Here is a 20,204-nt window from a genome sequence, read left to right as displayed (position 1 = left end):
ATGAAACATTTTATTATCATTACGAACCGCCCGAAAGATCCGGATCTGGAGATCACCCGACGAGTGCAGGAGCTGTTGAAGCTGCGGCAGGCGTCATGCAGTGTTTATGCGGACGAAATTCCGAAAGAGGAATGGAAGCGGATTCTTCTGAGGGAGGGAGACCGGACAGATGCGATTTTGGTACTGGGCGGGGACGGGACGATGCTGCGGGCGGCGCGGGATACGGCGGATAGCCAGATTCCGATGCTCGGGATCAATCTGGGAACCCTCGGCTATTTGACAGAAGTAGAAAAAAGTGGAATGGAAGATGCAATAGACCGGCTGGTGGCGGGCAGCTATCAGGTAGAAGACCGAATGATGCTGTGCGGACAGATTTACCGGCAGGGTAGGATGGAAGAGGAAAACAGTGCACTAAATGATATCACGATCACGCGCTGCGGCCATCTGCGAATGTTGTATTTTCAGATCTATGTAAATGGAAAATTGTTAAAGGAATATCATGCGGACGGCATTATCATTGCGACGCCGACTGGTTCAACCGGGTATAACATGTCGGCAGGCGGTCCTCTGGTAGAGCCGGGCGCTCAGATGATTCTGCTGACGCCGGTTTGTCCGCATACCCTGCAGACGAGAAGCATCGTCCTGCGGGCGGACGATGAGATTATTATCCGGATTATCGGCAAGGCGGGGCGGGAAGAGACCGGGATTGAGGCATGCTTTGATGGGGCGAGAAACGTGGAGCTGGCTCCGCTTGACGAGGTGCGAGTAACCAAAAGCATCAAGACGACTTCGATTATCAAAATCAGTGAAGCCGGTTTTTTGGACGTGCTGCATCGGAAGATGAGCGATTAACCGTCTGTAAGGGGAGAAAACAGGAATGAAACAAAACAGACATCAGAAAATTGCAGAGCTGGTATCACGCTATGAGATCGAAACCCAGGAAGAGCTTGCGGAAAAATTAAAAGAAGCCGGATTTACGGTGACGCAGGCGACAATTTCCCGCGATATCCGTCAGATGAACCTTTCCAAGCTTCCGACCGGAAATGGGCGGCAGAAATATGTGATTCTGAAAAAAGAAAATGAGCTGCTGTCGGACAAGTATATCCGCGTGCTGAGGGACGCCTTTGTATCGATGGATATGGCGCAGAATATTTTGGTCATGCGGACGGTTTCCGGAATGGCGATGGCAGTGGCGGCTGCGCTGGATGCCATTCATTTCGGGGAAGTGGTCGGCTGTATCGCAGGCGATGATACGATTATGATTGCAGTTCGTTCCGTAGAGGATACCCGGATTCTGATGGGAAAAATCCGGGAACTGATGAAACAGTAAAGGGAGTACAAGATTGAGCCAAACAATGTTAGTGAGTCTGCATGTCAGGAACCTGGCGCTGATTGAAGAGACGGAAGTGTTCTTTCAGCCGGGACTGAACATTCTGACGGGCGAGACGGGCGCCGGAAAATCCGTCATTCTTGGCTCGGTGGCGCTGGCGCTTGGCGCAAAGGCGGATCGGGATATGATCCGGACGGGTGCGGAATATGCGTTGATCGAGCTGACCTTTGAAGGGTCAGAAGAAGTGAGGGAGGCACTTCGCCGGATGGATCTTCCGGCGGAGGACAATCAGATTATTTTACAGAGAAGGGTCATGCCAAACCGAAGTATCTGCCGGATTAACGGGGAGACTGTGCCGATCCGCCAGATGCGCGAGCTGGCAGGGCTTTTGATCGACATTCACGGACAACATGATAGCCAGATTCTCTTGCAGACGAAGAGACATCTGGAAATTCTGGACGCATATGCGGAAAAAGAGCTGCCCCATGTAAAAGAAGCGTATGCTGCCTGCTGGCGTGAGCACAGCGCGATTCTGCAGGAGATTGCGGAAAACGAGCTGGACGAACAGACACGTAAACGGGAAATTTCCCTCGCAGAGTTCGAGCGGGATGAAATTGAAGAAGCAAATTTGCAGGCAGGTGAGGACGAGCAGCTGGAACGTGATTACCGTAGGATGGTGAACGGGCGCAAGATTGCAGAGACGTTGAATCTGGTACACGGACTGACCGGAGAGGAAGAAGGAAACGGAGCCGGGGAGCTGACCGGGCGTGCGCTTCGGGAGCTGTCACAGGTATTATCCTGTGATGACGGACTCGGACAGCTGGTACAGCTGCTGGCGGATGTGGACGGACTGTTGAACGATTTTAATCGGGCAGTTTCGGAATATCTGTCCGATCTCGAATTTGATGAAGAACAGCTTTCAGAGACGGAAAATCGTTTAAATACGGTCAATCACCTAAAAGATAAATACGGCAGCACCATAGAAGAAGTTTTGGCTTACGCAGAACAGAAAAATCAGGAGCTGGATCGCCTGCTGCACCAGGAGGAATGGCTGGAGCAAAGGCGCAGGGAACTTTCTGAGAACGAAAAAATGTTAGCACAGCTGGCACAGAGGCTGACAGCGCTTCGAACAAAGGCGGCGCAGGAGTTTCAGAAGGACATGGAAAGCGCATTACAGGATATGAACTTTCTGCATGTGGAATTTCAGGTTTCCCTGACGCAAAAAGACAGCTTTGGTGCAGAGGGAAAGGACGAGGTTGTATTTTTGATTTCGACTAATCCCGGAGAGCCGGTCAAACCGCTGGCGGCGATTGCAAGCGGCGGCGAGCTCTCCAGAATCATGCTTGCGCTAAAGACGATTACGGCGAAGCAGGAAAAGATCGGCACGTTTATTTTTGATGAAATTGATGCCGGAATCAGCGGAAAGACCGCCTGGAAGGTTTCGGAAAAACTGGGAATTTTAGGCAGAACGCACCAGATTATCTGCATCACGCATCTGCCGCAGATCGCGGCGATGGCGGATCATCATTTTTATATTGAAAAAAATGCAACCGACCATTCTACGGCGACGACGATCACAGAGCTGTCCGAGGCAGACAGCCTGAAAGAGCTTGCAAGGCTTTCCGGAGCGGCGCAGCTGACAGAATCGGTGCTTGCCAATGCAAAAGAAATGAAGGATTTGGCAGAAAAAAAGAAACAGAACTGAGCATACTAAAGAGGACGTCAGAGATGATGTTCTCTTTTTTTATCGTACAGGAAACTTTGTATCTATACGATAAAAAACGCTCCGCGGGGAGGCGAAGGGAAATGATGTCGCTTATGTTACCCGCCGCAGGCGCAGGATTCTACAGGCTATTGGAAGGAAATCAGAAAGGAGAAGCTGCATGGAGAAAAAAGACGTTGTCAAAAAACGGAATCCGGAAAACTGTATGCAAAACAGTGCAGCTTCGCTGCCTCATGCGCCAAGCAGCGTTTTTCCTACGCATGCAGCTGGAAAGAAACGAAAGCCTTGTCTTCGGAAGATTTTAGCATTCTGGATTTTGATGGCGGTGCTTGGTGGTGCTGGCGGCTGGATTTACCAGACCTGGCAGAAAATCCCCTCCTCCATCCGGATTCGCGCCGGAGAAGAGCAGGAGTTGTTTTTGGATGTGCCGGTGAGCGGAACGATTTACGGCGAAAAGACGGCGCAGAAAGACGTGATTCCGGTCAATTTGAACAGACCGCTGACCGTGCAGGCGAGTCAGATTCAGGATTACACGATGGATGTAAAGCTGTTTGGAATCGTGCCGTTTAAACAGGTGGACGTCCATGTGGTCGAGGGACAGCGGTTGATTCCGGCAGGCGTCCCGGTGGGAATTTACATCAAAACCGAGGGGATTTTAGTGATCGCAGAAAGCGATTTTGAAGGATTGGATCATAGCAGAAAGGAACCGGCAAGATACCTGTTGAGGGCGGGAGATTACATTTTAAAGGTGGACGGCGTAGAATTGGAAGGAAAAAAGCAGTTCACTGAGCAAGTAGCAGCGTCGGAGGGAAAGGAGCTGTGTCTGACGATCTGTAGGGACGGACAGACCTTTGATGTGACGGTTACGCCGCAGCAGAACACAGAGGGGGTATACAAGCTGGGTATCTGGATTCGGGATAACGCGCAGGGCGTGGGTACGATGACCTATCTGGATGAGAAAAACGGCTTCGGCGCACTGGGACATGGAATCAACGATACGGATACGGCGGACTTGATGGAGGTACAGAGCGGCAGTCTTTACAAAACAAAAATCGTCAACATTCGAAAAGGCATTAGTGGAACGCCGGGAGAACTGACCGGAGTGATCGATTATAAGAAAGAAAACCGGATCGGCGCGATCTCCATAAATTCTGTCGAAGGAATCTTCGGCACCCTGAGCCAGGAAGAAGCGGACGAAATACAGGGCGAAGCACTGCCGGTTGGATTGAAACAGGAAGTAAAAAAAGGAGAAGCACAGATCCTGAGCTGCCTGGAGGAGGACGGAGCGCCGCAGCTCTATACGATCGAAATCAAAGCCCTTCACCTGGATCACGACAACATCAACCGCGGAATCGAAATCCAGGTAACAGATGAAAGACTGCTGGAAAAAACCGGTGGAATCGTCCAGGGCATGAGCGGTTCCCCGATCCTCCAGAACGGGAAAATTGTCGGTGCCGTCACCCACGTCTTTGTAAATGACCCCACGCGGGGATACGGAATCTTTATCGAAAATATGCTCTCCCATTGAGCCGGGTAAAATACTGTCCAGATGCACCGCTGCAAGTAAACTTGCAAGCGGAGCAGTCTGGACAGTATTTTAAGGGGCGAAAGCCCCACAGTCATCAAAGCGCCAACAGCGGTTTGATGACTGCTGCCCGGCGGAGAGGAGGAAGCAAAAGTCTTGTCCAGATGCACCGCTGCAAGTAAACTTGCAAGCGGAGCAGTCTGGACAGTATTTTAAGGGGCGAAAGCCCCACAGTCATCAAAGCGCCAACAGCGGTTTGATGACTGCTGCTCCAAATACTGTGAAATAGCAAGCAGCTCCTCTTTTGTATCGATGTCCTTTAATTCTTCCGAATAAGAAACCGGAAGTGTCCGGACGAGATTTGGATACCTGGAAACGATCACGTTCCCTCCCTTTTTGGGAGGGAGATTTTTTAATTCCTCAAAAAAGCAGGACGGAAAGATCACCGGAGAACCGACTGTGTCGCTAGAGCAGGGGCGCCAGATAAAGTCAGGCAGATTTTTTGCGCAAAGCAGCAGGGAAGCGATGGTTTCCGGCAGGATCATAGGCTGGTCGGACGGCAGGAAGGCGCAGCGATCGATAAAAGAGCTGATTTCACCCATTCCAAGGCGGATCATGTCATTTCGGTCGGGAAAAGGATGCAGAAGAACCGGGATATCCTGCGAGAGACAGAGCTGTTCGATTTCTTTGTGCACGGTCACAACCAGGCGGTGTGCAAACAGACCGGCGGAAGCATCGAGTGCCCATTGAATCAGTGGCTTGCCTGCGAGATCTGTCAGCAGCTTGTTTTCCCCAAAGCGTCTGCCCTGACCGGACGCCATGAGAATACAGCCTGCGTTTCCGTAGGGCTGATCCAGATCGAGAACGAAGACATCCTGATGTGCAAGCAGACTGTCCAGGAAAGGAAGCTTTTGCTTGCGGACGACCATCAGGAGATGCTTGCACGCCATCAACTCAGAGAGGGCGTTTTGATATTCGGGACAGGTGCTTTCGAGATATCCGATTTCATCAATGGTGATCCAGTCAGAAGAAACGTCGGCACAAGCGCGAAGAAAAGAAACACCGGTTTTGGAAAATGCGTCTAAAACAGGCAGCATCCGGTTTTCGGTACCCGTGTTGTCAGGGTTAAATCTGCCGATTTGCACGGTCTTGGAAGAAAAATTGTCCTTTAAGTAGACGCCCTGCTTTGAAACCGCCCAGGAGGTAAGCCCCGGCATCGGGCATGGAAAGAGCGCAGAAAGCAGTGTTGTTTTGCCGCTTCCCCTGTCTCCGGTGAGGATCAGATGTTTTTTACCGCTTGTTTGAAAAGATTTCCAAATACAGCTTGCGGTTGGCATGAACGCAGGCGTCCCGATAGGTTTCATATTTTGTCAGCCATTCCTTTCCCTGTGGGGTGAGTGTACTTCCACCGCCGGATTTTCCGCCAACACAGCGTGTGGTCAGTGGAAAGCCGAGAGCGGCTTCGGCATTTTTGATTATGCGGAGCGCCTTGGTGTAGGCAAGTCCCATGGATATGGCGGCGGAACGAAGAGAGCCGGTTTCTTCGATGGCATGCAGCAGACGGCAGGGACCTTCCCCAAAAAATTTTTCATCGTTGTCGTCACAAAAAGTAATTCTCGTAACCGCTTTCAACAGGCATCGTCCTCCTTTATCATGATCAGCCGTTTCTCGCCGCGGCGGGTGGAAAGTGTCGTTAAACTGATTGTACCATAGATGGAGGAAAGAAGCGGTTCCATTTTGGAAATCGGGGTAGAAAATGGTTGAAGCTCTCCCAACAGACCGCAATCGGAAAGCACCAGAAGCGTATCGCAATAATTGAGGGCGAGAGAAGGATCGTGCAGCGTTACAAGTGCGGCGGCGTTGTTTTTTGCAACATACGTTCGCAAAAGTCCCATCGTTTCATAGCGCAGCCGAAAATCCAGGGCGCTTTCCGGTTCATCCAAAAGCAGAAGCCTGCGCTTTAATACAAAAGTGCGCGCCAGCAGGCAGAGCTGCTTTTGCCCTTCGCTTAGCTGCTGGAAGTTATCGTCTTTGCGGGACCCAAGACCTACCGAGCAGAGGGCGTCAAATGCTTCCTTTTTCATCTGCTCCGTAGGAGACTGCAGGAGAGAAAGCTTTGGATTAAACCCCATTAAAACGACATCCAGAAGAGTTAAATCGATCGAAATACCGCTCTTTTGGGGAATGTATCCGCAGAGTAAAGCAAGCTGCCTTGGAGAAGCGTTTTCCAAGTAAGTGTCATCTAACTGACAGCTTCCGGTATGAGGAAGAAGATTTGCAATCGCTTTGATCAGGGTGGTTTTACCGCACCCATTTGCACCGAGGATTCCAACGATCGTTTTTGGGGCGACGAAAAAGCTGATATCTTTTATGACCTGTTTTCCGGCATATCCGGCGGAAAGGTTGGTTACAGTAAGCAGGTTCATTGAAGTGGTTTCCTCCTGATACAGAGATAGATTAAGAACGGCGCGCCGAGCAAACTGGTAAAAATACTTACTGGCAGTTCGGTAGAAGCGATGCTGCGGGCAAAAATATCGCCGAGCGTCAAAAGGCATCCGCCGAGCAGGCCACTGAATAACATGGTGGATAAGCGATTGTTTTTAAAGAGCAGGCGCGCTCCGTGGGGGGCAAGAAGCGAAATAAAGCTGATCAGCCCGGTCATGCTGATAACGCTGGAGGCGGCAAGGGTTGCGATCAAAAGGACGATCAGGCGAATTTGCGTCACATTTACGCCGAGCAGTCGCCCTTCCTGATCATCCAGAGAGAGCAGGAGGATCTGGCGGTACAACAGGAACATCCCAACCAGACAGATCAGGCACAGAGCGATGTTTCCGCCGATGGAATACAGGCTGATGCCGTTTAAACTTCCCATGATCCAGTATTCGATGGATGCAAGCTGTTTTTCCGGGTCGGCGAGGAGCTTCAGACAGACTAACGCGGTCTGTGCCAGGCTGTGCACGGCGATACCGGAAAGGACGATGCTTTTGCCGTCTTTTTCGGCGGTCAGGGAGGAAAGCGTCAGTGCAAGGAGTACACAACAGATGGCTCCGGCAAAGGCAGATAGGGTGACAGCCACCGCGCCGGGCAAAAACAGGATGCCGAAAGCGGCGCCTACGCTTGCACCGGAGGATGCGCCGATAATGTCGGGGGAAGCGAGGGGATTGCGGAAAACGGTCTGATAGACAAAGCCGGTAACTCCGAGGACAAAGCCGCCGATTGCGCCGATCACAGCGCGGCTTGCGCGCAGGGTGAGAAAAACCCGCCACTGCATCGCGTCCCCGGATAACAGACCGGACAGAGTAAGCGGATATTTTCCGACGAAAAAAGAGCATAAAGTCAGGACCGTTAAAATAACGGTCCCGACGAGAAGGAACGATTTAGTTTTCGTTGGAGATTCCATAGAAGGTTTCATAATAAGTGTTGCTTTCCGTGGTATAAGTGTCAGCGGGAATCTGTTCGGGATGGAGAATGCCGGCAAGCCATACGGATGCAAGGATGCTTGCGGGAACCGGGCTGTCCAGAGCCTCTACATCGCCGGGAATCTGATATACCTGACCGTTTTTTACAGCGGTGCAGTCTTTTAAGTTTTCATCGTTTAAAATGTCGTCAACGGTGTAATCTGCATCGGAAGCGAGGATGATATAGGCAGGATCCCAGGCAAGCAACTGTTCGTAGCTGATTTCTGCCCAGTAAGTATCGGTAATTTCTTCCGCTGCATTTTTGCCGCCTGCAAGCTCGATCATGCTGGACTGGTACATTGCAGGACCTGCTGTGGAAAGCAGGGAAGAATTGCCTGCCAGATATACGCTTTTGGGCTCTGTATCAGCTAACGTATCAGAAAGCATGGACTTCTGGGAAGCTATATAGGAAAGCAGCTCGTTTGCACGTTCCTGTGTGTTGGTGGCGGTAGATACCAGCTCGATCATTTCTGTCAGAAGCTCCTGGCTTTCCGGATTGACAAGCAGCACCGGGATACCAAGCTCTGTCAGGCTCGCTGCTGCGTCCTTTAATTTTAAGGGCAGGATAACCAGATCAGGGGAGAGGGCTGCGCAGCCTTCCAGGTCGAATTCCTTTGCGGTGCCGACACTGGGAAGCTCTATCAGATCAGGTGCAGCAAGCTTGTAGATCGCACGCTTGCCAGCCTTTGCTTCGATGCCTACCATCTTGTCCTTCAGACCAAGAGCGATCAAAAGGCTGGAGGGAATGTAATAGCCGCTTACGATGGTCTCAGGTTCAGCTTCGAGCGTTACTTCACGGCCTGCCTGATCGGTCAGGGTGACGGGATAAGTCGTTTCTGCAGCTTCAATGGCTTCTTCGGATGCAGTCTCTTCTGTTTCGGCAGAAGCGGTTTCTGTGACAGTCTCGGCAGCCTGTTCTGTGACGGATTCTGTTGCAGGAACAGTTTCTGCGGGGGCAGAAGCAGTGCCGCAGCCGATCATGGAGATCAACAGTGCACATGCCAGGGACAGGGACAGGTACTTTTTCAGAGTGTTTTTCATTACGTTCACCTTTCGTTGTAGTTTCAATAATACAACGGTATTGTAGCAAAGCGTCTTTTCAAAAGCAAGGGATTTTATTATAATATAATTGGATTTTTTGGTTTTTGTTCACGGATTGCACGAAAATAGAAAAGGGTGCATGGGAACAGTAAGGCTTCAGGGAGAACATTTTATGGTTACAATTCAGAATTATGTGCGCGCAAAAAGTCTGGAAGAGGCATATGAGCTGAACCAGAAAAAGGGGAACTGTATTCTCGGTGGAATGCTCTGGACGAAAATGCAGAATCGCATGATTCAGACAGCAATTGATCTTTGTGATCTTGGACTGAATGAAATAGAAGAAACGGAAGAGGAATTTTCTATCGGCGCCATGGTATCGCTGCGGCAGCTGGAGACAGATACCGGGCTGAATGCCTATACACAGGGTGCAGTAAGAGATGCAGTAAAGGATATAGTAGGTGTGCAGTTCCGCAATCTTGCAACGGTTGGAGGAAGCATCTGGGGACGATTCGGATTCTCTGATGTTTTGACGGTTTTTCTTGCAATGGATACCGAGGTGGAATTATTTCAGGGTGGAAGAATTCCTTTAAAAGAGTTTGCCGAGAAAAAACAGGACAGAGATATTTTAGTCCGTCTGATCGTGAAAAAGACTGCAGGACGCTTTGCCTACGCAGCGGTCCGCAACCAGAGCACGGACTTCCCGGTGATTGCCTGTGCCGCTTCCTGCGTCGGGGGAGAATACCGGTTGGCAGTCGGTGCAAGACCGCATCGGGCAGTGCTTCTTTGCGATGAAGAAAAGTTTCTTTCCGGCGGTGTAAAGGAAGAAAGCGTAAAGGCATTTGCAAACTGGGCAAAAGAGCAGATTCCGACCGGTAATAACCACCGTGCCGGGGCAGACTACCGCACTCGTCTGATCGGAGTGCTGAGTCAGAGACTGTTTTACAAAATCGGGGAGGTGTAGGGATGGAGATCATAATAAAAGTGAATGGAAGAAGGATCGCCGAGCAGATCGAACCGGATCTGCTTTTGATCGACTTTTTGAGAAAACATGGATGCTACAGCGTAAAACGAGGCTGTGAGACAGCAAACTGTGGTCTGTGCACCGTTCTCATGGATAATACGCCGGTGCTTTCCTGTTCTGTGCTCGCAGCCAGAGCAGATGGACATGAAATCTATACCCTGGAAGGACTTCAGGAGGAAGCGGCAGAGTTTGTCGGATTTATTGCCGATCAGGGAGCGGATCAGTGCGGCTTCTGTAATCCGGGATTTGTCATGAATACGATCGCGCTGCTTCGGGAGAATCCGGATCCGACGGATGATGAGATTCGTGCCTATTTGGCAGGAAACCTCTGCAGATGCTCCGGCTATGAAGGACAGCTGCGGGGCATCCGGAATTTTCTGGATCAGAGAAGAAAGTAAAGGAGAGGCTTCATGGAACATAAGAAATACAATGCGATCAACCAGCCGGTCCGCAAAAAGGATTCTATGCAGCTGCTTTTGGGAAAGCCGGTTTATGTGGAGGATATCGTACCGAAGGATGCGCTGGCGCTAAAGCTGTTAAGAAGCCCGCACGCAAATGCGATTGTGGAGGAAATTAACGTTTCGGTTGCCAAAAAGGTTCCGGGTGTCGTGGATATTTATACCTGGGAAGACGTGCCAAAGCAGCGCTTTGCCATAGCGGGACAGACCTATCCGGAGCCGTCGCCTTACGACAGGCTGATTCTGGACCGGCATGTGCGTTTTGCCGGGGACGTGGTCGCCATTATCGCAGCAGAAAATGAAAAAGCGGCGTTAAAGGCAATGAAATTGATCAAAGTAAAATATAAGATCCTGGAACCGGTTCTGGATTTCCATCAGGCAAAGGACAATGAAATTTTAGTGCATCCAGAAGAGGACTGGCTTGCACAGGTTCCGGTGGGCGGAGATGCAAAGCGGAACCTGGTTGCCAGTGAAATCAGTGGTGACGGGGACGTGGATGTAGTGCTTGCAGACTGCGATGAGGTGCTGGAACATGCGTACCATATGCGTTCCTTTAATCAGGCGATGATGGAGACCTTCCGTACCTATACCGAGCTGGATCGATACGGAAGACTGCATGTGATCTCCTCGACCCAGATCGTATTTCACGTTCGCAGAATCCTTTCCCAGGCGCTGGGAATCCCCAAAAGTAAAATCCGTGTGGAAAAGCCCAGGATCGGCGGCGGATTCGGTGCAAAGCAGACGGCGGTAAGTGAGGTTTATCCCGCATTTGTCACACTGAAAACCGGACGCCCGGCGCAGCTTATTTTTACGAGGGAGGAGAGTCAGATTGCAGGATCTCCCCGGCATGAAATGGAAGTGCGTGTGCGGCTGGGCGCAGATAAGGACGGACATATCCGGGGACTGGACCTGTATACATTATCCAACTCCGGTGCTTATGGCGAGCATGGTCCGACGACGGTAGGACTGAGCGGACACAAATCGATTCCGCTTTATACCGGAGGCCTGGAGGCATTCCGGTTTGGCTATGATGTTGTATATACCAATACGATGGCAGCAGGTGCCTATCGGGGCTACGGAGCGACACAGGGTATTTTTGCACTGGAAACCTCTGTCAACGAGCTGGCAGAGAAGCTTGGAATCGATCCGACAATCATCCGGGAAAAGAATATGCTCCGGGAAGGCATGAAAATGCCGGCCTATTATGGCGAAACCGCGAATGCCTGTGCGTTGGACAAATGCATGGCGCGCTGTAAGGAGCTGTTCCATTGGGATGAAAAATATCCCGTTCGGGATATGGGAAACGGAAAGGTGCGCGCGGCAGGCGTGGCAATGGCGATGCAGGGCTCCTGTATTTCCAATGTGGATGTCGGTTCCGCAACCGTGAAGCTTGCAGATGACGGCACCTTTAACCTGATTATCGGCGCTGCGGATATGGGAACCGGATGCGATACGATCCTTGCCCAGATGGTTGCGGAATGTATGGACTGTTCCGTAGATGATGTGGCGGTATTTGGCGCGGATACGGACGCTTCCCCTTATGATTCCGGCTCCTATGCCTCTTCCACAACCTATATCACCGGTAAGGCGGTGGAGATGGCCTGCGCAAAGCTAAAGACACAGCTCTGTGGGATCGCGGCGGGAATGCTTGGCTGCAGCACAGAAGAGGTTGTGTTTGAAAACGGACGGGTAAAGCAGATCAACACGGAGAAAAGCGTTTCTCTGGCAGAGATCAGCGTCAAAGACCAGGTAAATAACGATATTGCAGCGGTTGCGACCGCGTCCCATTCCTCCCCGGTTTCCCCGCCTCCTTACATGGTCGGAATGGTGGAAATCGAGCTGGATAAGGATACCGGAGAAGTGAAAATTCTGGATTATGTTGCGGTAGTGGACTGCGGGATTACGATCAATCCCGCATTGGCGCGTATTCAGACAGAGGGGGGTATCGTACAGGGAATCGGGCATACCCTTTTTGAAAATATCACTTATGACAGAAATGGACGCCCGATTGAGTCCAGCTTTTTACAGTATAAGGTTCCGACCCGTCTGGATATGGGGCATCTTCGCGTGGAATTTGAAAACAGCTATGAGCCAACAGGACCCTTTGGCGCAAAATCCATCGGGGAAATTGTTATCAATACCCCGGCACCTGCAATTGCCCATGCGATCTACCGGGCGACCGGCGTATGGCACAGGGAACTTCCGATTACACCGGAGAAGATTCTGATGTCGATGCCGCAGTAGGATGAAAATGCTGCAGTCCACATGCGCAACAGGTTTGTGTGTGGGCTGTGACAATAAATCACAAAATGAGGAGAGAGAAAAATGAAAAAAAGTTTCAAACTATCTGAGGAAGCATTTCAGATGGATGGGAAAATGCCCCTTTCTCAGGCAATTCCCCTTGGCTTACAGCATGTCCTTGCAATGTTTGTCGGAAACCTTACTCCGTTGTTGATCATTACGGGTGCATGTGGGCTGGCCGGCGGAGAGTTTGCACAGCTGCAGCTTTCCCTGCTGCAGAATGCCATGCTGGTAGCCGGTATTGTAACGCTGGTACAGCTGTTTTCCATCGGACCGGTGGGTGGAAAGGTTCCGATTATTATGGGTACTTCTTCCGGATTTATCGGGGTATTTAACAGTGTGGCTGCGTCGATGGGCGGCGGTGTGCTGGCATATGGTGCGATCATGGGTGCATCCATAATCGGCGGACTCTTCGAAACGGTGCTGGGCTTTTTTTTAAAGCCCCTTCGAAAATTCTTTCCGGCGGTGGTAACCGGTACGGTTGTTATGTCGATTGGTCTGAGCCTGATCTCTGTAGGCATCAATTCCTTCGGAGGCGGAAATAATGCAAAAGATTTCGGCTCTGTGGAAAACCTGCTTCTGGCTGTTTTTGTTCTCGCAATGATTCTTGTCTTCAAGCATGGGACAAAGGGCTTTTTAAGCTCTTCTGCAATCCTGTTTGGTATTATCGCAGGCTACATTGCTGCAGTGGTAATGGGATTTGTCCTGCCTACGACCGGTGTTACTGCAGATGGCGTGGAATATACAAAAGCATGGGTATTAAACTGGAATAAGGTTGCAGAAGCTTCCTGGTTTGAAATTCCGAAGCTGATGCCGGTAAAGCCGGTGTTTGATCTGCGTGCGATTTTGCCTGTCCTGATCATGTTTATTGTAACGGCAGTGGAGACGGTCGGTGATATTTCCGGTGTAATGGAAGGCGGACTTGGCAGGGAAGCAACAGATCGGGAGCTTGCAGGCGGCGTGATGTGCGATGGTCTTGGTTCTTCCTTCGCAGCGTTATTTGGTGTATTGCCGAATACCTCCTTCAGCCAGAATGTTGGACTGGTTGCCATGACAAAGGTAGTAAACCGCTTTGCACTTGCGACCGGAGCGATTTTCCTGATCTTGTGCGGCCTTTGCCCGAAGCTGGCGGCGCTGGTTTCCATCATGCCTCAGTCGGTACTGGGTGGTGCGGCAGTTATGATGTTTTCTTCTATCGTCATCAGCGGTATTCAGCTGATCACAAAGAATCCGCTGACTGCCCGGAACCTTTCCATCGTATCGGTAGCGCTCGGTGTAGGCTACGGTATGGGCGCCAACACAGGAATCCTTGCAAATGCGCCTCAGTTTATCCAGCTGATCTTCGGCGGCTCCGGTATTGTACCGGCTGCGATGGTAGCGATTTTGTTGAATATTGTACTTCCGAAAGAGGATTAAAAAATTGCCACCTTTATGGTGGCAATTTTTTTTAGAGCAACTGTTATATGAAATTGTTATGCTGCAAAAATGTCTCTGAATGAAACGCAGGTTATAGCTTTACCGGCCCACCGCTGCATTGTCCTGTCCCATCCGTTTTAACTCCGGCAATACAGTGCAGAGCATTGTGATAAAGCAGAAGCTGCCGCCGATGACGTTGGACACCGGTTCGGCAAGGAAAACACCAGCTGTGCCCATGTGGAGTGTATAGGGCATCAGATAGGTTAACGGAACGACAATAAATACCTTTCGGAGCAGGGAGAAAAAAATCGCCTGCTTCTTTTTATTTAAGGATTTAAAGGTTGTCTGACCGATATACTGCAGATCCATGAAAATAAAAGCGGCAAAATATTGTTTCAGCGCAGGGATGGCATCGGCAACCAGCACAGAGTCGGAGCTGAAAATCCGGATCAGCATACCGGGGGCGAGGATGATCAGGCTCCACATGATGGCAGTATAGCCAAAGACCATGAGTGCCATGACAATACCGGAGTTTTTGACTCGGGACGGACGGCGGGCACCGTAATTATAGCTCAGGATAGGAGAGGTTCCCTCCGTGAGCGCGTAAATCGGCGTTTCCACGAGCTGCCGCACGCTGGAAATGATGGTCATGACGGAAATATAGATATCCCCGCCGGTGACGGAAAGGACGTTGTTACAGCAGATCGTAACAAGGCTGTTGGTCAGCTGCATGACAAAGCCGGATGTACCGAGGCTGACGATATTCTTTGCATAGCCGCTACATTGGGAAAATTCTGTTTTCCGCAGAAAGCGAACCCTCAGCTCCGCCCTTTTCGTCAGGAAAAGCAGGACGAACGAGGCAGAAAGCAGCTGGGAGAGCACGGTTGCAACTGCAGCGCCCTGCACGCCGAGGCCGAAAACAAAAATAAAGAGAGGGTCAAGGAGCAGATTGGCAGCTGCGCCGATGGCGACGGAGCACATACCAACAAGGGAATATCCCTGTGCGTTGATAAAAGGATTCATGCCGACTGCGATCATGGAAGGCAGCGTGCCGATGAGATAGAGCATCATGTATGGATATGCATAGACTAAAGCATCTGCAGACGCGCCGAAGAGCACCAGAAGGGGGCGGGCAAAAACAAGACCAATCGTCATCAAAAAGGTGGCACTGACACATACCATTGTAAAAGATGTGTTCATAATGCGGTTTGCCTGTTCTGTTTCCTTTTTTCCACGGTAAATGGAAAAAAGCGGAGCACCGCCGCTTCCAAAGAGATTGGCGAATGCGCTGAGGATGACGATCAGCGGAAAGCACAGTCCCACTGCGCCGAGGGCGGCTGTGCCGCACCCAGGGATACGGGCGATATAGATACGGTCTACGATGTTATAGAGCAGGCTCAAAATCTGGGCAACCAGCATGGGGAGGGCTGCTCCGAGAATGTTTCCGGTTACGGTTCCGTTTTCAAAATCAATTCGTTTCATAAGTCGGGAGCTTCCTTTTCTTTCGTGTTCGTTTTCCAGTATAGCAAGCTCTGTAGAGAAAGTAAATTCCGAGTTATAGGTTCCCGACCGGAATCTCTTAACACCAGGAATAAAATTTGAAATTTCCGTCATCAGGAAAAGAAAAGGATAGCGGAAAGATCTGGATTGGTGTATGATGAGGAACGGGTTGCCATTTTCAAATTTTATGACAGGAGAAAGAAGAAAAATGTACTTATTTTTGCTTGCGTTGATTTATATTGCATTTATCAGTCTGGGACTGCCGGATTTGCTGCTTGGCTCCGGCTGGCCGGTCATGCACGCAGAGTTTGGCGTGCCGGTGTCGTATATGGGGATCATTTCAATGATCATTTCCGGTGGGACGGTTGTATCGAGCCTGTTTTCGGACAAAATGACCCGAAAATTTGGAACCAGAATCGTAACGGTTGCCAGCGTATTTCTGACCGTTATTGCACTGTTTGGATTTTCCTTTTCTTCGCAGTTTTGGATGCTGGCCGTTTTTGCAGTGCCCTATGGATTGGGAGCAGGTGCGATCGACTCAGCGTTAAACAACTATGTGGCGCTTCATTACAAAGCGAAGCATATGAGCTGGCTGCACTGCTTCTGGGGTGTGGGCACAGTTATCAGTCCGTTTATCATGGGCTATGCGCTGACGAACCGGACGTGGAACAGCGGCTATCGCATCATTGGATTTTTACAGCTGGCTATTGCCCTTCTTTTACTTTTGACGCTGCCGGTCTGGAATATCAACAAATCGGCAACGGAAACTGCTGGAAAGAGTGTCGGACTGGTGGGTGCACTGAAAATAAAGGGCGTTCCCTTTCTCCTGCTTGGCTTTTTTGCGTATTGTGCACTGGAGGCAACAGCAATGCAGTGGGCGAGCACCTACTTTGTAGAGGTAAAAGGAATTTCTACAGAGCGTGCGGCAACCTTTGCAGCTCTGTTTTACATCGGCCTTACTTCCGGAAGATTTGCAAGCGGTTTTATTACGGATAAGCTTGGTGACCAGAAAATGATCCGACTGGGAACCGGAATTTTAATTTGCGGTATCCTGGTGCTGTTTCTTCCGATTGCGTCCTATCAGGCGGCGTTTGCGGCATTCCTTGTGATCGGGTTTGGCTGCGCACCGATTTATCCCTGCATCATTCATTCTACCCCGTCCAATTTTGGGGCAGAGAACTCCGGTGCGATCATCGGCATTCAGATGGCGAGCGCATACATTGGAACGACCTTTATCCCGCCGATTTTCGGTATCCTTGGAAATTCCATCGGATTTTTCATCCTGCCGCTATATCTGCTGGTGTTCGTGGCGCTGATGATTACGATGGTTGAGGTGACCTTCCGGATCACAAAAAACAGAAATTCTCTGTAAAATCGTGGTTTTTCGCCAATTTTTGTAAAAAAAGGAGTCAGAAATTCTCGGAAAGAGGAATTTCTGGCTCTTTTTTTGCGATGACAGTTTCTTGCAGGATCCAGCAGAATCAGCCTATAATGATGCCTGTAAAGAGGAAGCAAACCGGTATTGCGAAAGGAAAAAAGATTGAAAAAAAATTTTTTCAATCGCGAGATTTGTGTCTGTGCGCACTTGATACAAACTCGACCTACGCAAAAAACGTGCGCAGAAATGAGGAAAACTATGGAACAGCTCAGCCTTACAGCAGGAAAAGAAAAAGAAAACGTGGTTCAGATTCTGACCGATTTGATGGAACATAATAGAGAATTTCAGATTATGATTACCGTTCCCGCCAGAGCGGCAGGCGAAGAAAACTCCCTGGAATATGTACAGGCAAAAGAAGTGCCCAAACGGGACCTGGAACGGGATGTCACGAACATGATCCATGACATCGGCGTACCGGCGCATATCCGTGGATATCAGTATCTGCGCGAAGCAATTCAGATGTCAGTCAAGGACATGGATATGCTCGGCTCGATCACAAAGACGTTGTATCCGGAAATTGCGAAAAAGTATGAAACGACACCGAGCAGAGTCGAGCGCGCCATTCGCCATGCGATCGAGGTTGCGTGGAACCGCGGCAGGATGGAGACGTTGGACGCGCTGTTTGGATATACGATTAATACGGGAAAGGGAAAACCGACCAACTCGGAGTTCATCGCGCTGATCGCGGATAAAATCCGGTTGGCGTACCGGGAGTAGATGTCCTCCAGTGTTGGCTGCGTCCCGCGCTGTGTACCGCACTGACGGAGTGCGCTGTCTACATGCAACCTGTACGTGTTACTCCTGCTTATCTATCCAGCGGTCAAATCGGGAAAGACTCTCCTTGCTGCCGGACAGGATCAAAATGTCGCCGGGGCAGAAGCGGTAGTTTGGATCGACGTGCTCGATCACCTGACCGTTATGCTCGATGGCGATGATGTTTAGACCAAACCGGGCTCGCAGATTCAATTCAACGACAGATTTCTGAACGAGGGCATCCGGGACGGACAGCTTGGTGATATTCAATTTTTCACTCAGCTGGATAAAATCCAGGACCCGGGAGTTGGAAAGCCTGGTTGCCAGGCGAATTGCCATATCACGTTCGGGATAAACGACCTGTGCGCCGAGGCGTTTTAAAATCTCGCCATGCTCCGGGCTGGTGGCTTTGGCAATGACAGTCGGAATACCGAGGCTGACGAGATTTAATGTCGTCAGGATAGAGGATTCCATATGCTCGCCGATGCAGACGACCGCAATATCGCAGTTCTGGATACCGGTTTCTGTCAGGGTTTTTTTGTCCAGGGTATTGACAACGAGTGCATTTTCGGTCAGTTCCCGCATCTCACGGACCCGCTCTTCTTCGCGATCCATGACAAGCAGCTCTGCGCCGGAGCGTGCAAGCTCTGTCGCCAGCGCTTCCCCGAAGCGCCCAAGTCCGATAATACCGTATGCAATGGCATTTTTTTTCTTTTTTCCAAACATAATATCCTCATTTCTGAGCGGTTCGCTCGCATATTTTTCCAATAAGTTATGCAAAGATCTGCGCGGTATTCCTGAATTGTGATCTTGCGCAGTGCTGGCAGAGTCTCTGCGTGCCGTGGACGGTCACTCACCCGATGGCAATTGTCCCTTCCGGGTAGCGGACGCGTTCCCCGATCGTAAAGTACCACAGGGATGCAACAGTCAGGGGTCCGAGTCTGCCGATGTACATCATAATAATAGAAAGAATCCGGCTCTGAGCGCTCAACTGTGGTGTGATGCCGGTGGAAAGACCGGAGGTGCTGAAAGCACTGATCATTTCAAACAGTACATCCCGCAGGGAAAGCTGCGGATCAAAGATCAGCATCAGATAGGAGGCTGTCATAACCAAAAAGACAGCGAGCATACTGATGACGGAGGCCTTGCGGAACGCGTCCTTTGGGATCGCGTTGTGGAAGGCTCTTTCGGAATGGTTTGTTGCTGCGGAATAGATGCCGGAGAGCAGGACAAAAAAGGTGGTGGTCTTGATGCCGCCGCCGGTGGACGCGGGAGAGGCCCCGATAAACATCAGTCCGGAAACGACCAGCAGACCTGCAGTAGAGAAATCGCTGAGGTTATAAGTGGAAAAACCGGCTGTCCGGGCGGAGACGCTGTAGAAAAAAGCGCCGAGCCAACTGATACTCTCTGTGAGTTTTAATAAAAGTGTTCCGAAAAGCAGCAGGGCAAATGTCGTGCTCAGCACAACCCGTGTGTGCATTGACTGGCGTTTCCAGGAAAAGTGTTTCAGGGGCAGCTCAAAAATGACCGGAAAGCCAATGCCGCCGGCGATTACCAGAGCACAGGTCACGAGATTTAGAAGCACATCCTTCTGATACGGAATCAGGCTTGTCCCGTTTCCGAGCACGTCGAAGCCGGAATTGTTAAAGGAAGCAACCGAATGAAACAGGCTTAAGCCTATGGCGCGAGGCAGCGGATAATCCCGGAAAAAGACAGGAAACGAAAGAAACGCGCCCAAAAGCTCAATGAGAAGTGTCGTACAAAAGATTGCTTTGACAAATCGGATCAGGCCTTTGCCGGAATCCAGGTTCATTGCATCACGGATAACACGGCGTTCTTTCAGATTGATCTTTTTTCCCATTGCGAGCATGATCCCGACACCGATGGAAGCGACACCCAGTCCTCCGATCTGGATCAGGCAGCCGAGGACAAACTGACCAAAGGGTGAAAAGGTACTGCCGGGGTCGATGACGTTTAAGCCGGTTACACAGACTGCGCTGGTGGCAGTGTAAAGGGCGTCAAGATAGGGCAGTGCGATACCGGGCTGCAGGCTGCAGGGCAGCATCAGTAAAAGGGAGCCAAGCAGGATGTAGAAAAGAAAACCGAGGGCAATGATGCGCCCGGGGGAAAGCTTTTTCAAAAAGGTTGTCAAAGACATAGGTTAAAAATCTCCGTTAAAATATAAAAATCAAAAAAGACACTGTGAAGTCATGCATATCATTATAATCTATTTCGAAAAA

General features: G+C 50.5%; 18 protein-coding genes. 10 read left to right on the top strand and 8 right to left on the bottom strand.

Going from position 1 to position 20,204, the window contains the following annotated elements; all coding sequences use genetic code 11:
- From OCV62_RS07825 to spoIVB, 4 genes are all read left to right on the top strand, one after another.
- Window positions 1-852 (top strand): NAD(+)/NADH kinase, encoded by an 852-nt coding sequence (locus tag OCV62_RS07825; RefSeq protein WP_262585839.1) that lies wholly within the window; start codon window positions 1-3, stop codon window positions 850-852.
- A 25-nt stretch (window positions 853-877) separates the two neighbouring features.
- Window positions 878-1,330, top strand: coding sequence for an arginine repressor (gene argR, locus OCV62_RS07820; RefSeq protein ID WP_021915452.1), 453 nt, complete (start codon window positions 878-880; stop codon window positions 1,328-1,330).
- A gap of 25 nt (window positions 1,331-1,355) precedes the next feature.
- Window positions 1,356-3,035 (top strand): DNA repair protein RecN, encoded by a 1,680-nt coding sequence (gene recN / locus OCV62_RS07815; protein ID WP_262585838.1) that lies wholly within the window; start codon window positions 1,356-1,358, stop codon window positions 3,033-3,035.
- Window positions 3,036-3,213: 178 nt separating this feature from the next.
- Window positions 3,214-4,581 (top strand): SpoIVB peptidase, encoded by a 1,368-nt coding sequence (spoIVB, locus tag OCV62_RS07810; protein WP_262585837.1) that lies wholly within the window; start codon window positions 3,214-3,216, stop codon window positions 4,579-4,581.
- A 209-nt stretch (window positions 4,582-4,790) separates the two neighbouring features.
- Here the strand turns inward: spoIVB and OCV62_RS07805 are convergent, their stop codons facing one another.
- Genes OCV62_RS07805 through OCV62_RS07785 form a run of 5 tightly spaced genes read right to left on the bottom strand, consistent with a single transcriptional unit; the run spans window position 4,791 to window position 9,077 of the window.
- Window positions 4,791-5,915 carry an NTP transferase domain-containing protein gene (locus tag OCV62_RS07805; RefSeq protein WP_262585836.1) on the bottom strand — a complete coding sequence of 375 codons (1,125 nt, stop codon included), beginning with the start codon at window positions 5,913-5,915 and terminating at the stop codon, window positions 4,791-4,793.
- Complete coding sequence (locus OCV62_RS07800) at window positions 5,869-6,210, bottom strand: winged helix-turn-helix domain-containing protein (protein ID WP_262585835.1); 342 nt, start codon at window positions 6,208-6,210, stop codon at window positions 5,869-5,871. The genes OCV62_RS07805 and OCV62_RS07800 overlap by 47 nt, the downstream gene beginning before the upstream one ends.
- Window positions 6,207-7,004 carry an ABC transporter ATP-binding protein gene (locus OCV62_RS07795; protein WP_262585834.1) on the bottom strand — a complete coding sequence of 266 codons (798 nt, stop codon included), beginning with the start codon at window positions 7,002-7,004 and terminating at the stop codon, window positions 6,207-6,209. The genes OCV62_RS07800 and OCV62_RS07795 overlap by 4 nt, the downstream gene beginning before the upstream one ends.
- Entirely contained in the window at window positions 7,001-7,978 is a 978-nt protein-coding gene (locus OCV62_RS07790) for a FecCD family ABC transporter permease (RefSeq protein WP_262585833.1), read from the bottom strand. The genes OCV62_RS07795 and OCV62_RS07790 overlap by 4 nt, the downstream gene beginning before the upstream one ends.
- Window positions 7,956-9,077: an ABC transporter substrate-binding protein gene (locus OCV62_RS07785; protein WP_262585831.1), complete on the bottom strand. Its 1,122-nt coding sequence runs from the start codon at window positions 9,075-9,077 to the stop codon at window positions 7,956-7,958. Before OCV62_RS07785 ends, OCV62_RS07790 begins: the two co-directional genes overlap by 23 nt.
- A gap of 172 nt (window positions 9,078-9,249) precedes the next feature.
- Here OCV62_RS07785 and OCV62_RS07780 point away from each other — a divergent pair, with 172 nt between their 5' ends.
- From OCV62_RS07780 to OCV62_RS07765, 4 genes are all read left to right on the top strand, one after another.
- Entirely contained in the window at window positions 9,250-10,038 is a 789-nt protein-coding gene (locus OCV62_RS07780) for an FAD binding domain-containing protein (protein WP_262585830.1), read from the top strand.
- Window positions 10,039-10,040: 2 nt separating this feature from the next.
- A complete protein-coding gene (locus OCV62_RS07775) occupies window positions 10,041-10,496 on the top strand; it encodes a (2Fe-2S)-binding protein (RefSeq protein ID WP_021915443.1) in 456 nt (151 codons plus the stop codon).
- 12 nt (window positions 10,497-10,508) lie between these two features.
- On the top strand, window positions 10,509-12,800 hold the full coding sequence (locus tag OCV62_RS07770; protein ID WP_262585829.1) for a xanthine dehydrogenase family protein molybdopterin-binding subunit: 2,292 nt from the start codon (window positions 10,509-10,511) through the stop codon (window positions 12,798-12,800).
- Window positions 12,801-12,881: 81 nt separating this feature from the next.
- Window positions 12,882-14,273 (top strand): uracil-xanthine permease family protein, encoded by a 1,392-nt coding sequence (locus tag OCV62_RS07765; protein WP_262585828.1) that lies wholly within the window; start codon window positions 12,882-12,884, stop codon window positions 14,271-14,273.
- A gap of 99 nt (window positions 14,274-14,372) precedes the next feature.
- On the opposite strand, the gene OCV62_RS07760 is transcribed toward OCV62_RS07765, so the two are convergent.
- Entirely contained in the window at window positions 14,373-15,755 is a 1,383-nt protein-coding gene (locus tag OCV62_RS07760; protein WP_262585827.1) for an MATE family efflux transporter, read from the bottom strand.
- Window positions 15,756-15,981: 226 nt separating this feature from the next.
- Here OCV62_RS07760 and OCV62_RS07755 point away from each other — a divergent pair, with 226 nt between their 5' ends.
- Both OCV62_RS07755 and spo0A read left to right on the top strand, forming a co-directional pair.
- Entirely contained in the window at window positions 15,982-17,145 is a 1,164-nt protein-coding gene (locus OCV62_RS07755; protein WP_262585826.1) for an MFS transporter, read from the top strand.
- A 252-nt stretch (window positions 17,146-17,397) separates the two neighbouring features.
- Window positions 17,398-17,928, top strand: a complete 531-nt coding sequence (gene spo0A / locus OCV62_RS07750) for a sporulation transcription factor Spo0A (protein WP_330667303.1) — start codon at window positions 17,398-17,400, stop codon at window positions 17,926-17,928.
- Between the two features lie 78 nt (window positions 17,929-18,006).
- Here the strand turns inward: spo0A and OCV62_RS07745 are convergent, their stop codons facing one another.
- Together OCV62_RS07745 and OCV62_RS07740 are read right to left on the bottom strand one after the other, a co-directional pair.
- A complete protein-coding gene (locus tag OCV62_RS07745; RefSeq protein WP_021915437.1) occupies window positions 18,007-18,690 on the bottom strand; it encodes a potassium channel family protein in 684 nt (227 codons plus the stop codon).
- Window positions 18,691-18,817: 127 nt separating this feature from the next.
- Entirely contained in the window at window positions 18,818-20,122 is a 1,305-nt protein-coding gene (locus OCV62_RS07740) for a TrkH family potassium uptake protein (RefSeq protein WP_262585825.1), read from the bottom strand.
- Between the last annotated feature and the right edge of the window lie 82 nt (window positions 20,123-20,204).

Source organism: Gallintestinimicrobium propionicum (genome assembly GCF_025567525.1).
Classification (GTDB): domain Bacteria; phylum Bacillota; class Clostridia; order Lachnospirales; family Lachnospiraceae; genus Gallintestinimicrobium; species Gallintestinimicrobium propionicum.
This window is presented reverse-complemented; position numbering and strand designations above follow the sequence as displayed.

What these genes read in the sequence shown, in the direction of transcription:
- OCV62_RS07785 (WP_262585831.1), bottom strand. Translation starts at nt 9,077, where the DNA reads ATGAAAAACACTCTGAAAAAGTACCTGTCCCTGTCCCTGGCATGTGCA.
- OCV62_RS07805 (WP_262585836.1), bottom strand. Translation starts at nt 5,915, where the DNA reads ATGCCAACCGCAAGCTGTATTTGGAAATCTTTTCAAACAAGCGGTAAA.
- OCV62_RS07825 (WP_262585839.1), top strand. Translation starts at nt 1, where the DNA reads ATGAAACATTTTATTATCATTACGAACCGCCCGAAAGATCCGGATCTG.
- OCV62_RS07780 (WP_262585830.1), top strand. Translation starts at nt 9,250, where the DNA reads ATGGTTACAATTCAGAATTATGTGCGCGCAAAAAGTCTGGAAGAGGCA.
- OCV62_RS07775 (WP_021915443.1), top strand. Translation starts at nt 10,041, where the DNA reads ATGGAGATCATAATAAAAGTGAATGGAAGAAGGATCGCCGAGCAGATC.
- OCV62_RS07765 (WP_262585828.1), top strand. Translation starts at nt 12,882, where the DNA reads ATGAAAAAAAGTTTCAAACTATCTGAGGAAGCATTTCAGATGGATGGG.
- OCV62_RS07760 (WP_262585827.1), bottom strand. Translation starts at nt 15,755, where the DNA reads ATGAAACGAATTGATTTTGAAAACGGAACCGTAACCGGAAACATTCTC.
- OCV62_RS07755 (WP_262585826.1), top strand. Translation starts at nt 15,982, where the DNA reads ATGTACTTATTTTTGCTTGCGTTGATTTATATTGCATTTATCAGTCTG.
- OCV62_RS07795 (WP_262585834.1), bottom strand. Translation starts at nt 7,004, where the DNA reads ATGAACCTGCTTACTGTAACCAACCTTTCCGCCGGATATGCCGGAAAA.
- argR (WP_021915452.1), top strand. Translation starts at nt 878, where the DNA reads ATGAAACAAAACAGACATCAGAAAATTGCAGAGCTGGTATCACGCTAT.
- spoIVB (WP_262585837.1), top strand. Translation starts at nt 3,214, where the DNA reads ATGGAGAAAAAAGACGTTGTCAAAAAACGGAATCCGGAAAACTGTATG.
- OCV62_RS07740 (WP_262585825.1), bottom strand. Translation starts at nt 20,122, where the DNA reads ATGTCTTTGACAACCTTTTTGAAAAAGCTTTCCCCCGGGCGCATCATT.
- recN (WP_262585838.1), top strand. Translation starts at nt 1,356, where the DNA reads ATGTTAGTGAGTCTGCATGTCAGGAACCTGGCGCTGATTGAAGAGACG.
- OCV62_RS07770 (WP_262585829.1), top strand. Translation starts at nt 10,509, where the DNA reads ATGGAACATAAGAAATACAATGCGATCAACCAGCCGGTCCGCAAAAAG.
- OCV62_RS07745 (WP_021915437.1), bottom strand. Translation starts at nt 18,690, where the DNA reads ATGTTTGGAAAAAAGAAAAAAAATGCCATTGCATACGGTATTATCGGA.
- spo0A (WP_330667303.1), top strand. Translation starts at nt 17,398, where the DNA reads ATGAGGAAAACTATGGAACAGCTCAGCCTTACAGCAGGAAAAGAAAAA.
- OCV62_RS07790 (WP_262585833.1), bottom strand. Translation starts at nt 7,978, where the DNA reads ATGGAATCTCCAACGAAAACTAAATCGTTCCTTCTCGTCGGGACCGTT.